Origin of the sequence: Mucilaginibacter sp. NFX135, from assembly GCF_048565145.1 — a bacterium.
Classification (GTDB): domain Bacteria; phylum Bacteroidota; class Bacteroidia; order Sphingobacteriales; family Sphingobacteriaceae; genus Mucilaginibacter.
This window is the reverse complement of sequence record NZ_CP183412.1, coordinates 3,865,951-3,880,614: the sequence shown is the minus strand read 5'-3', so window position 1 is coordinate 3,880,614 and position 14,664 is coordinate 3,865,951. Positions and strand designations below refer to the sequence as shown.

Annotated in this window: 7 protein-coding genes; 6 read left to right on the top strand and 1 reads right to left on the bottom strand. The window is 39.8% G+C overall.

Annotated features, from left to right (window positions below; genetic code table 11):
• Positions 1–43: 43 nt before the first annotated feature.
• From ACNURT_RS16100 to ACNURT_RS16080, 5 genes are all read left to right on the top strand, one after another.
• Positions 44–1,627 carry a glycoside hydrolase 43 family protein gene (locus ACNURT_RS16100; protein WP_419698563.1) on the top strand — a complete coding sequence of 528 codons (1,584 nt, stop codon included), beginning with the start codon at positions 44–46 and terminating at the stop codon, positions 1,625–1,627.
• Positions 1,628–1,671: 44 nt separating this feature from the next.
• Positions 1,672–3,144, top strand: coding sequence for a sialate O-acetylesterase (locus ACNURT_RS16095; RefSeq protein ID WP_419698562.1), 1,473 nt, complete (start codon positions 1,672–1,674; stop codon positions 3,142–3,144).
• A 41-nt stretch (positions 3,145–3,185) separates the two neighbouring features.
• A complete protein-coding gene (locus ACNURT_RS16090) occupies positions 3,186–3,623 on the top strand; it encodes a hypothetical protein (protein WP_419698561.1) in 438 nt (145 codons plus the stop codon).
• Positions 3,624–4,022: 399 nt separating this feature from the next.
• Positions 4,023–5,945, top strand: coding sequence for a beta-L-arabinofuranosidase domain-containing protein (locus ACNURT_RS16085; protein WP_419698560.1), 1,923 nt, complete (start codon positions 4,023–4,025; stop codon positions 5,943–5,945).
• A 266-nt stretch (positions 5,946–6,211) separates the two neighbouring features.
• Positions 6,212–8,983, top strand: a complete 2,772-nt coding sequence (locus tag ACNURT_RS16080) for a glycoside hydrolase family 2 TIM barrel-domain containing protein (RefSeq protein ID WP_419698559.1) — start codon at positions 6,212–6,214, stop codon at positions 8,981–8,983.
• A 382-nt stretch (positions 8,984–9,365) separates the two neighbouring features.
• Here ACNURT_RS16080 and ACNURT_RS16075 read toward each other — a convergent pair whose 3' ends face one another.
• On the bottom strand, positions 9,366–10,187 hold the full coding sequence (locus ACNURT_RS16075) for a family 16 glycosylhydrolase (RefSeq protein ID WP_419698558.1): 822 nt from the start codon (positions 10,185–10,187) through the stop codon (positions 9,366–9,368).
• Positions 10,188–10,447: 260 nt separating this feature from the next.
• Here ACNURT_RS16075 and ACNURT_RS16070 point away from each other — a divergent pair, with 260 nt between their 5' ends.
• A complete protein-coding gene (locus ACNURT_RS16070; protein ID WP_419698557.1) occupies positions 10,448–14,512 on the top strand; it encodes a hybrid sensor histidine kinase/response regulator transcription factor in 4,065 nt (1,354 codons plus the stop codon).
• The last annotated feature ends 152 nt before the right edge of the window (positions 14,513–14,664 follow it).

Sequence of the window (14,664 nt, the reverse complement as noted above, 5' to 3'; positions counted from 1 at the left end):
AAACCAGGTAAGAATATATCAGGACAAAAAAACAAATGCCAGAATGAGAAATGCGATTTACAGGTTATGGATGACGGCCTTAATTATCACACTTATAGCGCCGTGTTTATACGCGCAAAAAGCCACTAATCCTATTATTTATGCAGATGTACCAGACATATCAATAGAACGTGTAGGCAATAGCTATTATATGAGCAGCACAACGATGCACATGAGTCCCGGTGTACCGATTATGAAGTCGAACGATCTGGTGAACTGGAAGCTGGTGAATTATGCATACGATACTTTAGGAAACGTTGATGCATTAAATCTCACAAATGGTAAAAACGCATATGGGGCGGGTTCGTGGGCAAGTTCTATTCGTTTCCATAATGGTACCTATTATGTAAGCACATTTTCTGCAAATACCAATAAAACGCACATTTACAGTACTAAAAATATCGAAAAAGGTCCATGGAAAGCAAGGTCATTTGCCCCTGACCTGGGTGATCACTCCTTGTTTTTTGACGATGACGGAAAAGTGTATATGATTAGCGGAAGCGGAGATTTAAGGTTAGTTGAATTAAAGGACGATCTTTCTGGCATAAAACCCGGCGGAACGGACAAAATTATCATTAAAAAGGCAGGCGTGCCTTCGGGCGGTACCGGCCTCGGTCCGGAGGGCTCTCAGCTGTTTAAGATAAACGGCAAATATTACCTTTTCAATATTACATGGCCACCGGGCCACGTACGCACTGTTATCATACACCGGGCAGATAAAATCACCGGTCCGTACGAAGGACGAATTGGCCTTCAGGATCTGGGTGTGGCACAAGGTGGGTTGGTTGAAGCGCCAAATGGGGCCTGGTATGCTTATTTGTTCCGTGATTTTGGCTCGGTGGGCCGTATTCCCTATTTGGTCCCTGTAAAATGGGTGGATGGATGGCCCGTTTTGGGCACCGGCGGCAAAGTGACCGATACACTCGACCTGCCGGCCGGTAAAGGTTTGATCCCGGGCATTGTTGCTTCGGACGAGTTTACCCGTAAAAAAGGCGAACGGGCATTACCGCTGGTTTGGCAATGGAACCATAACCCGGATAATAGCTTGTGGTCTGTTACCGCGCGGAAAGGGTATTTACGACTCACCACTGGCAGGATTGACACCAATTTCCTGGCGGCACGGAATTCACTGACACAACGCACTATCGGCCCGGTATGCTCCGGGACAGTTTCGCTCGACGTTTCTAATATGAAAGATGGTGATTTTGCAGGTTTGGGACTTCTGCAAAAAAATTACGGATTGGCAGGTGTCAAAATAACCGGAGATAGCAAAGCCGTCGTCATGATCAATGCAAGTACTGGAAAACCTGTAGAAGCACAAAAAATCCCCTTAAATCAAAAGGTAGTATACTTTAAGGCTGAATGCAATTTTACGAACAGAAAAGACGTGGCTGATTTTTTTTATAGCCTGGACGGGAAAACGTGGATACCATTGGGCACACAATTAAAAATGGCCTATACCTTCCCGCATTTCATGGGCTATCGTTTTGCTTTGTTTAATTATGCGACAAAAGATATAGGTGGTGCGGCCGACTTTGACTTTTTTCATATAACAGATTCCATTTCCCCTGAAAATAAAGCCTATTAATTAACTAACAACAATATCAGCGTTCACGCTACTTGAATAAAACAATGAAAATAAACAAACGGATATTATTAGTGTTTTTTACACTATTCTACTTTTTTCAAACATCCGGTTATGCCCAGGTAACTTTGGCAAAAGTGTTTGGCGATAATATGGTTTTGCAAAGAGGTATAAACATTCCTGTTTGGGGTAAAGCAACTCCGGGTTCTTTGATTGTTGCAACGCTTGGTAAAGCAAGTACAAAAGCAAAAACCGGTAAAGACGGCAAATGGATATTGTATTTGCCGAAGTTTAAGGCAGGTGGCTCTTATGATCTCAATATTTCTGAATCAGGAAAGCCCTACTCTGCAATCAAATTAACAGGGATTCTCATCGGGGATGTATGGATAGCTTCGGGTCAATCCAATATGGAATGGCAGGTACAGCAAGCGCAGGATGCTCCGAATGAAATTGCTAAAGCAGATTTTCCTCAAATCCGCTTTCTTACTGTAGAACACGATATTAAACTTATTCCTCAATCTGATTTTTTAGCAGGTAAATGGAAACTATGCGACCCAAATAATGTAAAGCAGTTCTCTGCCGTGGCCTATTATTTTGCCCGTAAGATTCATAAAGAACAAAACGTACCAATCGGTATCATTCAAAGCACCTGGGGCGGAACGCCGGTACAGGCATGGACAAGCCGGGAAATGCAGCTTTCATCGTCTGCTACCAGGGCAAAAATGCTCGCAAGTGATACCCTGACTCAAAACAATATTGTAAAAGATAGCCTGGATATGATCCGTTTTTGGGACATCGTTTATCATCCACAGAATAATGCTGATAAAACCGTTCCATCACCGGAGTACGATGATTCTGGCTGGACTGCGGTTGATATGCCCAGGCTGGTTAAAGATTTTGGGATTGGAAAATATGAAGGGATGATGTGGTTACGCAAAAAAATTGTGTTACCCGCATCTTTTGCAGGAAAACAATTGATATTGAATATTGGTCACCCTGAAATGAATTACTCTCTTTATTTTAACGGCGCCGAAATATGCAAAGCTATTTGGAATAGCAATCCAAAACAATCTTATACCATTCCGGCCGGCCTGGTTAAAAACGGGGAAAATACCATTGCTATAAGAATGGCTATGCTGTGGGGCGGCGGCGGATTGAACCCTCCTGCCGAAAATATTTATATTGCCGGTGAAGATGCTAAGATTTCTTTAGCAGGAAAATGGTTGTATAAAACAAATATTGAACCGGCCACTCCTAAAATTCACAATTATCAAAATTACCCCGCGGTACTATTTAATTCCATGATTAATCCGTTAATTCCTTTTGGGGTCAAAGGGTTTATCTGGTACCAGGGCGAGGCAAATGATACTGAAGCTTACCTCTATAGGAAATTATTCCCAATGCTGATCAACGACTGGCGACAACATTGGCATCAAGATAACCTTCCTTTTTTATATGTTCAGTTGGCAAACTTCAAAAAAAAAATCCGCTTCCTGCTGAAAGCGAATGGGCTGAACTGAGGGAAGCACAAACACTAACACTGTCACAACCCAACACAGGCATGGCTTGCATAATAGATATTGGCGATGCCGGCAGTATTCATCCGATAAATAAGCAGGAGGTAGGACGCAGGCTGGCGCTGATAGCGGAAAAAAAAGTATATGGGAAAGATGTTATCGCCTCGGGGCCAATGTATAAAAACTTCGTTGTCAGGGGTAAAGATATAATCATAAGTTTTACTGAGACCGGTTCGGGGCTTGCAACCCGTGATACTGCTTCACTAAAAGGATTTGCGATTGCCGGAGATGATAAAAAATTCTATTGGGCATCGGCCAGGATCGAAGGTGATAAGGTGATAGTTAGTTCGGATAAGGTAAATATACCGGTAGCTGTACGTTACGCGTGGGCCGACAACCCCGTTTGTAACCTTGTTAACAAAGAAGGGCTGCCGGCCGTACCCTTCAGAACTGATGAATGGAAGGGAGTTACCCAAAAGTGATTGGGTTTACAAACTCCAAATAACGGGTTGATGAAAATAGCAAAAGTAATCAATAACATAACAGTAAAAATGCGTAAATGAGTAAAATAATAAACTTCCTGATGAACATTCTGGAAGGTTTGGTCAGTCTATTCTTTACTCTTTAGAGCACCGAGTTGTGTCAGCAATAAGAAAAGCCTGGTTAATCGTCAATTAATTAATATGGCCAAAGTGTGTTTCGGAATAATTTGTTTTTTATTCCGGAACGAGCTGGTCAATGGCTCCGGAACGTCCACATGAAGCTGCATTTCCGTAAAAGGACCTACCAGTTTGGTTCTTTTATAGTTCCTAAATATTCTGAAAGGTGATTGCTACTGTGAATATATTATTGTTATTTTCACACTAATTACAAACCAACATATGAAACGAATTACCGCGCAGGCTTTGCGCAAAACCCGGATTTTTACGATCGGATTGTTTTTCAGCATACCGGCATATTCTCAATACATCGGTCAACATCAGCATATGGAGATGATTAAACCGAACATCACTGCCAAAGCTCAAAGTTTCAACTTGAATAATATTAAATTGTTAGACAGCCGTTTCAAAGATAATATGGAACGCGATGCCAACTGGATGTTAAGCATTAGTAACGCAAGCTTGTTGCATGCTTGGCGGTTAAATGCCGGTATCGCATCTAATGCTAAACCTCTTGGTGGATGGGAATCACCAAATTGTGAGTTACGTGGACATATTATGGGCCATATACTTTCGGGACTTGCGTTGATGTACGCTTCAACAGGTGAGATGGTTTACAAACAAAAAGCCGATTCGTTGGTGACAGCACTTGCGGAGTGCCAGCAGGTTTTGGATGAAGGTGGTTACCTAAGTGCTTTCCCAAAACAATTTATCAACCGGGCAATTAAGGGTGAGTGGGTGTGGGCACCCTGGTATACGATCCACAAAGTGATGGCAGGACTGACCGATATGTATCTGTATGCAGGCAACAAGCAGGCTTTGGATATTGCAGAAAAGATGAGCGGATGGGCTTTTCATAAGCTTGAGCCTTTAACACCTCAACAATTGGGCACAATGGAGAAAACTGAGTTTGGCGGAATGAGTGAAGTTGCCTATAATTTGTATGCTATAACGGGGAACAAGAACGATAAAAGATTAGCAGAACTTTTTTATCATCACGCTATTCTTGACCCTTTAGCAAACAAGGAAGATAAATTGGCAGGGTTTCATGCTAATACTCAAATTCCTAAAATAATAGGTGCGGCGCGCGGATATGAACTTACACATGATGACACGCTAAAAACGATTGCTGAATTTTTTTGGCAGACGGTTATCGATCATCATACCTTTGCAACCGGCGGTAACAGCGATCAGGAATTTTTTTTTACGCCTGATCAAATCTCGAAACATATTACCGCCACTACCACCGAAACCTGCAATACCTACAATATGCTAAAACTGACGCGCCACTTGTTTACGTGGACGGCGGATGCAAAGTATGCAGATTATTATGAGCGTGCTTTATACAATCATATATTACCATCGCAGGAAGCGGGAACCGGTATGGTGACTTACTTACAATCCTTAAAGCCCGGTTTGTTCAAGACTTATAGTTCACACGACGACTCCTTTTGGTGTTGCGTTGGCACTGGTTTTGAAAATCATGCTAAATATGCAGAAGGTATTTATTACCATACGGATAATGGCATTTATGTTAATCTGTTTATCCCATCGGAATTGAACTGGGGCGAGAAAGGTTTTAAAATCGTTCAACAAACCAGCTATCCCGAAGAAAGTGTGACTAACCTTACCGTAAAGGAAGCGCCACCGCGGATTCCATTTTCGTTATATATCCGATATCCGCATTGGGCAATGTCAGGTGCTAAGATTACAATAAATGGTAAAATGGTTAAGATATCAGAAAAACCCGGAAGTTATATCGAGTTAAAAAGAGTATGGAAAACCGGTGATAAAGTGGTTGTTAATTTTCCAATGTCATTGCGATTGATCCCAGCAAATGATAATGCAAAGGTGGCCGCAATCGCTTACGGCCCATTATTGCTGGCGGGGGATATGGGTACCGACGGAATAAATCCGCCTGCACCTTTTGCTAAGGACCAACTGGAATTTGTAAAATATAATATCCCAGAAGATGTTATCAGTTCGCTAACCGTAAAAAAACGGAAATTGACTGAGTGGCTAACACCATTGGCGGGGAAGCAGCTTACATTCGAAACGAAAGACGTGGGAGCCAGGCCCATTACTATGATTCCCTATTACCAGATTGATAAACAGCGTTACGTACTTTATTGGAATTTGAAATGACCGAACTACAATTATGAAAAGCCGGTCTCCCACTTTACATTTGCCTGAAATGACAAACAGAAAGAGCTTACCATATCTCTATTTACATTCCTCATTCACCGGTAAAGCAAAGATAGCCCATGCCTCGATAAAAGGTCTTGGCTACCAACGACTAACGAATAGCAGCATAAAGCTGAATTTACGGTACCTTATGCACCTGGTCGGCTTAAAGCAGTTGATGTGGTTTATGGGAACAGCTGTCAAAGGTTAATAATTTATAAAGGATTATGAAAAAATATCAAAAATACGCAGTGCTGGTGTTATGTTTTTTGTTTTGCCTGTCAATATCATCAACAAAAGCACAGCAAACACAATATCAATATTTGTCTGGTACAGACAAGGACCACACTGTCGACTGGGATTTTTATATAAATACCGGTCAAAAAAGTGGTTCATGGGGTAAGATAGCTGTCCCTTCAAACTGGGAGCAGCAGGGCTTTGGTACTTATAATTATTATAAAGACACACAAAACCCCCAGGAGCAGGGAAAGTATAAATATCATTTTAAAGTATCGGCATCAGTAGCTGCCAAAAATATTTTCATAGTTTTTGAAGCTTCCATGACCGAAACTGAAGTTAAGATAAATGGAAAGCTTGCGGGTCCTATACATCAGGGTGGCTTTTACCGGTTTAAATATGATGTTACTCAACTGCTAAATTATAACGGTGATAATTTATTGGAAGTAACGGTTAGCAAACGGTCAACAAACGAATCCATTAACCAGGCTGAGCGTAAAGCTGATTTTTGGTTATTCGGCGGTATTTTCAGGCCAGTTTACCTTGAAATAGTCCCCAAAACATATATCGACAGGTTAGCTATTGATGCCAAAGCAAACGGCTCTTTAACGCTTGATGTATTTACCGCCAATGCAAACAGCGGCCATATTATAAAAGCACAGGTACAAAAGCTTAACGGGCAACCTGTGGGTTTACCTTTCAGTATGAAAGTTGCCAGCAACGAACAGAAAACAACACTGCAGCAGCAGGTCAACAATATTTTGCCCTGGAACCCAGAGTCGCCAAATTTATATAACCTCGTAGTATCAGTTAATGGTCCAAAAGGTGTAGTGCATGTGATAAAACAGCGTTTGGGTTTCCGTACAGCAGAGTTAAGACTACAGGATGGTTTTTATGTAAACGGCAAAAAAGTTGTTTTTAAAGGTGTATGCCGGCATAGTGAATGGCCGGAGTCTGGTCGTACGTTAAGTAAGGATATCAGCCTGATGGATGTTAAGCTGATGAAAGAAATGAACATGAACGCCGTAAGGATGTCGCATTATCCACCCGATCAGCATTTTCTGGATGTTTGTGATTCGCTCGGCCTTTTTGTATTGGACGAATTAACCGGCTGGCAAGCCAAATATGATACCGAAGTTGGGAAAAAGTTGGTAAAAGAACTGGTGGTAAGAGATGTAAACCATCCATCTATCGTGATATGGGATAATGGAAACGAAGGAGGCTGGAATACGGATCTGGATACGGAATTTGCTAAATATGACCCTCAGCATCGCCTCGTAATTCATCCTTGGGAAAAATTCAACGGAACGGATACCAAGCACTATCCCGATTATAATTATGTAAGTAATTCAGTTTTATATGGTAAGGAGGTGTTTTTTCCAACTGAATTTATGCACGGTTTATATGATGGCGGGCAGGGTGCAGGATTAGACGATTTTTGGAATCTGATGTGCAAACATCCGTATTTCGGCGGCGGGTTTTTATGGTCATTTCATGACGAAGGGGTGGCACGTACAGACAGGAATGGGCAAGTAGACATACAGGGTAATGCCGCACCTGATGGCATATTAGGCCCACATCGTGAAAAAGAAGGCAGCTTTTATACGATCAAAGAAATCTGGTCGCCCGTGGTGATTGAAAAAACTTTTATTCCAGAAATATTTGATGGTAAATTGGAGGTAGAGAACCGGTATATTTATACCAACCTCAATAAATGCTCTTTTAAATGGAAACTGGTATCCTTACCCTTACCTGGGAGTAGTGATCTCCAGGGTAAGACTGCAGCATCCGGAACGGTTGCACCTATAAATCTTGAACCGGGGAGCAAGGGATTTTTAAAACTAAATTTACCTGCAAATAGAGCAAACAGTGATGTATTGTACTTAACAGCCTATGGCCCTGATAACAAAGAGATCTTTACCTGGAGCTGGCCATTAAAATCACCTGTAAAGATAATAGATAAATTTGTGGCACAAACAGTTGGTAAACCGGTAGCCGATGAACAGGGGGGGAGTCTGGAGATTAAAGCCGATGGCATCAGTTATTATTTTGATACACAAACAGGCTATCTTCAAAAGGTAATTACTCCAAAGTCAACCATTGATTTAAAAGACGGACCTGCTTTAGCCGGTGCAAAACATATCCTTAAACAATTCAAACATTATATGGTAGGCGATGATGAAATAGTAGAACCAGTATATGAAGGAAGCCCTCGCCTTTACATAAAATGGACATTCAGCGCTGGCAAACCGGCAAAGCTTGATTATCAGTTTGATGAAAAGAGCGAATTTGATTTTTCGGGTATTACCTTTAATTATCCGGAAGACCAGATAACCGGGATGGAGTGGGAGGGGCGCGGCCCATATCATGTTTGGAAAAACAGATTGAAAGGCCAGCAGTTTGGCGTTTGGCACAAAGCTTATAATAATACCATAACTGGCGAAAGTTGGAACTATCCCGAATTTAAAGGCTACCATGCCGAAGTATATTGGGTAACTGTTGAAAGTAAGCAAGCTCCATTTACCGTGTATACTAACCAAAAAGGTATGTATTTACAAATGCTGAAACCGGCAAAAGCTGCAGGTACAGGAAATGATAATACTGATCCACCTTTTCCGGAAGGTAACCTGGGATTCCTCCATACCATAAGTCCAATTGGAACAAAATTTCAGACTGCCAATAAACTAGGTCCGCAAAGTCAAAAAAATGTTGCTCTGAATTATTCGCCGGTAACGGGTAGTTTATGGTTCGATTTTCAGTAGAAGATGATTGTCGAATAAAAATGGAATACTTTAGTAATAGGTTTTCATTAAATAATAGAATGCCTTATTGGATAGACAATTTCATTTGAAATGATTGAGGTTTATCTTCTTTCAGAACATATAAACGAACAATAACTATTCGTTTGTGGTAATAAAGCATAAATCCTTTGAAGTAACTATAATTTTCTACCCAGACTTGGCGGTTTATTTGCGACTCTTAATCAGAGCCTCTTGGGGCCGAATTCAACCTCAATAACAAAAGCGACCTTAGTAATACAGTTAAGGTCGCTTTTGTTTTTAGCTGTTTTCATGAAGTTTGTATAAGAGCCACTTGTATAGTTTGTAAGAAATACAGGGGAAGCAAGGTGAAGTTATACAGATGTTATAGCGTGGCGCTCTTTTCAACAATAACGTTTCTTGCAGACATAGAAGTAGTTCCTGTTGGGCCAGGCGTCCCTGACGAGCCTTCCATCTGATAGTCAATAATAATATTCAAGCCCTTACCAACAAAATTAGCCCCGGTTTGCGTACTTTTTAATGAACCATCGATCCAGTATTCTATCGAAACATCGGTTGCATTGGTTTTTGTCATGTATACCGAGTAAGTATGCCAGTTAGCCGGGCTGGAGATTGTTGTACCTACACTTGACCAGCCACCGCTGGCATTTTTGTATGTATTTGTCCAGCATGTTGAACTTCCTTTAAATTCCATAAAATCGCTTTCTGGTGGCCAGCTGGTAGACCCTGTTACCCAAAACGCAGGCCATGTGCCCGTTTGCGAAGGGCACTGAAACTCTCCCTTAAAGTGCCATTTAGGCCATGAATCATCAACAACGGGTACTGTTTTGGCATAAATAGTGCCCGAATAATAATGAATGGCGAGGTAAGGGGATGACGAACTGTTGCCAACACTGCCGCTGGGAGCGCTGGTTAAAGTAAGCACGCCTCCTGATACCGAGATGTTTTCGGCACGCATACGGGCTGATCCATTATGATCTGATCCCCAGGGATACAAATTGTTCCAATAGGTACTAAAGGAGCTAAATGAATTAGCCGGAATAACATTTACCCACGAAACGGCATTCGCCTTTAAAGTGGATGAAGATTGATCGACATTTAGAATCTGCTGTTTAGCTTCTTTTTTGCATGCCAGCAATGTGACAAACAAAGCCAACGCGGTAAGCATGTGAATTGATTTTTTCATAAATAAGATTTCTTTTTGGTTAATTGGTTTGCTTCCCCAGTATTCCTTATTAATTGGTGTGACAAATGAAGTATAAAAAAGTCGACCTAAGCGGGGGCAAATCAGCCTATTATAGGGGTGAGTTTATAGAGACTTAAGTTTACAACCCAAGAACAAAGTTAATCGGGATAATATATGAGAATATAATCATCCCAGTATTTAATAAATTTGATTGACCAATTATTTACTGAGGTGAAATGTTTTATCGGGCAAAACTTATATTGAAGAGCGGAGTATTCATTTGTGCCTGTTTTATTTTTTTATGCTATTCGGCCCTGGCGATAGGAACTAATCAATCTATCAGGTATTTAGGTATTGAGAATGGCTTATCGAACAATGCTGTTACCTGCATTTATCAGGATCGATATGGGTTTATGTGGATGGGTACTTATGACGGATTGAACCGGTATGACGGTGATCAGTTTAAGATTTTCAGAAATATATGGGGAAATACCAGGTCATTAACCAATAATCATATTACTGCCGTTGGCGGCACCGGTGATAAAATATTAATTGGGACACAAAGGGGACTTGTGTACTATAATTATGCTGATGCTTATTTCTATCCTGAATATTATCAGCCAGCACAGGGCTCTCAAAAATTAAAAATAACCACTAATATAAATGCAGTGATTACAGATAATGCTGGTCATGTTTATGTTGCTGCTGACGAAATAGGATTGTTGATTTATAGTAAAAAACTAAATTTATACCAGCAGGTTGCTCTAAATAAAAAGTATAATTATAATATACAAGCTCTCGCAATAGCCAATAAAGGTCTATGGCTCTTTGTAAAGGATGTTGGGTTATGCCTGTATGATATACAAAAAAACAGCATTACTGAATTTAGCGGGCAACTCCAATTTGCCAGTTGCCTGATCGATGACGGGCATAATCATATTTGGATAGGAACTGAAAACGGGTTATATATCTGTAATATCAATACCCGGAAAATTAACAGGTTTAACCCACCCTACAGTAAACTTACCAGCGATAATATCTTCAATTTAAGCCTGGATGAAAAAGCAAATTTATGGATAGCCACTAATGGTGGTGGGGTAAATATTTTAAATACCAATACCAATAAGCTAACCTATATAATAACCGGCGAAGAAAAGGGATCTTTACGTAGTGGTGCTATAAACGCGGTTTATCAGGATAAGGAATCAAGAAAGTGGATAGCAACACTACGCGGAGGGGTTAATATAGTAGATCCTGAAAATAAGCCTTTTGATCGATATAGCCATGATCCTTTTAAAAAAAATACAGTCATCAATAATTTTATACTTTCTTTTTGCGAAGATGAATTAGATAATATCTGGATCGGAACAGATGGAGGAGGATTAAGTTATTGGAACACCAAGAATAACACCTATACCCACTATGTACACAATCAGCAGCGGGGCGCATTAAGCGGCAATTTTATTGTCAGTATCATTAAAACCTATGATAATAATATCTGGGTGGCCACATTTTGCGGCGGGATTGATTTATTTAACAAATCAACGGGGCATTTTAAGCACTATGCCTGTTATAATACTTATACTAAAAGGGCTGATAAAAACCTATGGAAGTTATATGAAGATTCGCACCACCGTTTGTGGGCCGGAACAACACGGGGGGGAGCCTTGTATTTGTACAATAACAAAAGAGACAGGTTTGAACTGTTTGATAAAAACCTGGTTGATATACATTCGTTATATGAAGACCGGGAGGGAAGGCTTTGGGCCGGTGATTATACGCATTTAATTAAGATTGATACTCAAAATAAAAAGCATCAATATTTTACTATTGGATACGCCATACGATCAATCACGGAGGATAAATCACATCATTTATGGATTGGAACAGAAGGTGGCGGACTTTTATTATATAACCCTGACCACAATACCTATAAAAGATATACGCAAATTAATGGCCTGCCCAGTAACTCCATACTTAATATGCTGGTTGATGATAAAAACAATTTGTGGTGCAGTACCTACAATGGATTAACGCAGTATTCGCCCCAGAACAACAAGTTTACCAACTTTAATGTATCAGATGGTTTGCAGAGCCATCAGTTTAATTACAATGCCGCTTTAAAACTTCAATCGGGCAAAATGCTTTTTGGCGGTATTAACGGTTTTAATCTTTTTAATCCGGATAGCATTCAGATCGGAAGCCATCAGCCCGGTCTCCGTTTAACCGGGTTGAAAATAAATAACATTGATGTTGAGGGCAATAGTTCACATACAGGATATCAACCCATAGTTAACCTCAAAAAAATTATACTACCCTATGACCAGGCAACTTTAACGATTGATTATACAGCGCTTGAATACTCATTTTCTGATAAAATTGATTACGCTTATTACCTGGAAGGATGGGATCATGGTTGGAATTATGTAGGCAAAATCAAAACGGCATATTATACCCGTTTAAATGAAGGAGATTATATACTTAGAATTAAAGCAACCGATACTAAAGGGCATTGGACGGCCAAACAACTGATAATTAAGGTAATCGTTATGCCGCCATGGTACCGGACATGGTGGGCCTATATATTGTATGCATTTATTATTTCGGCAATTGTATATGTATTCAAGACATACCGCGTAAGACAGGCAAAACTTCAATTTGAAATTGAGATTGCCAACCTCAGGGTGGAAAAAGAAAAAGAGCTTAATGAAAAGAAACTTTCATTTTTTACAAACGTTTCGCACGAGTTCAGAACACCGCTAACTTTAATTATTAGTCCCATTAAAGATCTGCTGAATCAAAATAAAGGCAATGCCGATGAGTTGAATATTATTTACAGCAATGCCCGCCGCCTGCTTGGTTTGGTTGATCACCTGCTGCTTTTCAGAAAAACAGAGAGTGAAAACACACAGCTGAAAGTAAGTAAATTAAACTTTGTAAATTTATGTAATGAGGTATTTGCCTGCTTTATTCATCAGGCCCGGATCAAAAAGATAAATTATACCGTTCACAGCTCCTGTGACCAGATCGATGTATACGCCGATCTTGAAAAAATAGAAACTGCCCTGTTTAACCTGATATCTAATGCTATTAAGTTTACACCCGACTGTGGAGTCATCAATATTATAATTCAGGAAGACGAGGAGCAGGTATATTTTAAAATCACAGATAACGGCATTGGTATAAATACAGATATAGGCGATAAATTATTTGATAAATTTTATCAGATCAAAGATAAAAACTACTTCAGAACGGGTTTTGGCATAGGTTTATACCTGGTAAAGGTTTTTATTGAAATTCATCAAGGCAATATCAGCTATTCAAACAATGTAACTGGCGGAACCACTTTTGTATTGAGTTTACCAAAAGGAAAAAAGCATTTTGCTACTGAGCAGTTGGTTGAAGATATTACGCCTGATTATACTTATGTTAATGAATTTATTGATCATGATAATAAAGATGCCATTGTTCAGGAGGAAGGAATTAATAAGCTTGAATTATTCATTTCAGGCAAGCATTCTGTTATCATCATTGATGATAATGATCAGATGAGAAGCTATATCAGGAAGATATTTATACCTGATTATACTGTTTTTGAAGCTGATAATGGTATAGTTGGTTTTGATCTGATAAAAAAGCATGTCCCGGATGTGGTCATTAGCGATATTGTGATGGATGGTATAGATGGGTTAGAATTATGTAAGATGGTAAAGGAAGACCCAGCCATTAATCATATTCCAGTTATTCTGTTAACCGGTAACGCTACCCCTGATATTATGATGAAAAGTATAGAGGAGGGGGCAATTGACTTTTTGCGAAAACCATTTGAAAAAGAGTTGCTTATAGCCCGTGTCAAAAGTGTTTTACGGAGCAAGACCGAGCTGCAAAAGTATTTTTATAAAGAAATTACTCAAAAAAATGCAACGCTGCAGATATCTCAGGAGCATAAGGACTTTTTAAACAATTGTATCGCTGTTATTGAACAGAATTTTACCGACGAGCTTTTTGATGTTGATGTATTGGCAAAAGAAATGAGTATAAGTTATTCAACACTTTTTAAAAGAATTAAAGGTATTACCGGGCAGTCTGTTAATAATTTTATCAGGGTTGTGCGCCTGCGGAAAGCCGCTGAGCTTTTGATCCATACCAATTGTAATGTTAACGAAGCCGCCTTTCAGGTTGGGTTTAGCGATATGAAATATTTTCGTGAACAGTTTAACAAACAGTTTTGTGTAAACCCTTCTGAGTTTATAAAAAAACACAGGGCAAATTTTCAAACCTCTTACCGGATGTGTGAATTTGTTAAGGAAAACCCAGTCAAATAATTAATGATTATTCTGCTGCCTAACGTTTATTGGTTTTGACGGACAGCAGAGGCTATGACAATAAAAAATAAAGGTTCTTTTAACACTTATTTTTCTCGAATTCTCATCAAAAAGGCTAAAAATGCTTAAAACAGGTATTTTAACCCCCACAA

Coding starts and splice junctions, on each gene's coding strand:
- ACNURT_RS16100 (WP_419698563.1), top strand. CDS start 44: ATGAGAAATGCGATTTACAGGTTATGGATGACGGCCTTAATTATCACA.
- ACNURT_RS16095 (WP_419698562.1), top strand. CDS start 1,672: ATGAAAATAAACAAACGGATATTATTAGTGTTTTTTACACTATTCTAC.
- ACNURT_RS16090 (WP_419698561.1), top strand. CDS start 3,186: ATGGCTTGCATAATAGATATTGGCGATGCCGGCAGTATTCATCCGATA.
- ACNURT_RS16085 (WP_419698560.1), top strand. CDS start 4,023: ATGAAACGAATTACCGCGCAGGCTTTGCGCAAAACCCGGATTTTTACG.
- ACNURT_RS16080 (WP_419698559.1), top strand. CDS start 6,212: ATGAAAAAATATCAAAAATACGCAGTGCTGGTGTTATGTTTTTTGTTT.
- ACNURT_RS16075 (WP_419698558.1), bottom strand. CDS start 10,187: ATGAAAAAATCAATTCACATGCTTACCGCGTTGGCTTTGTTTGTCACA.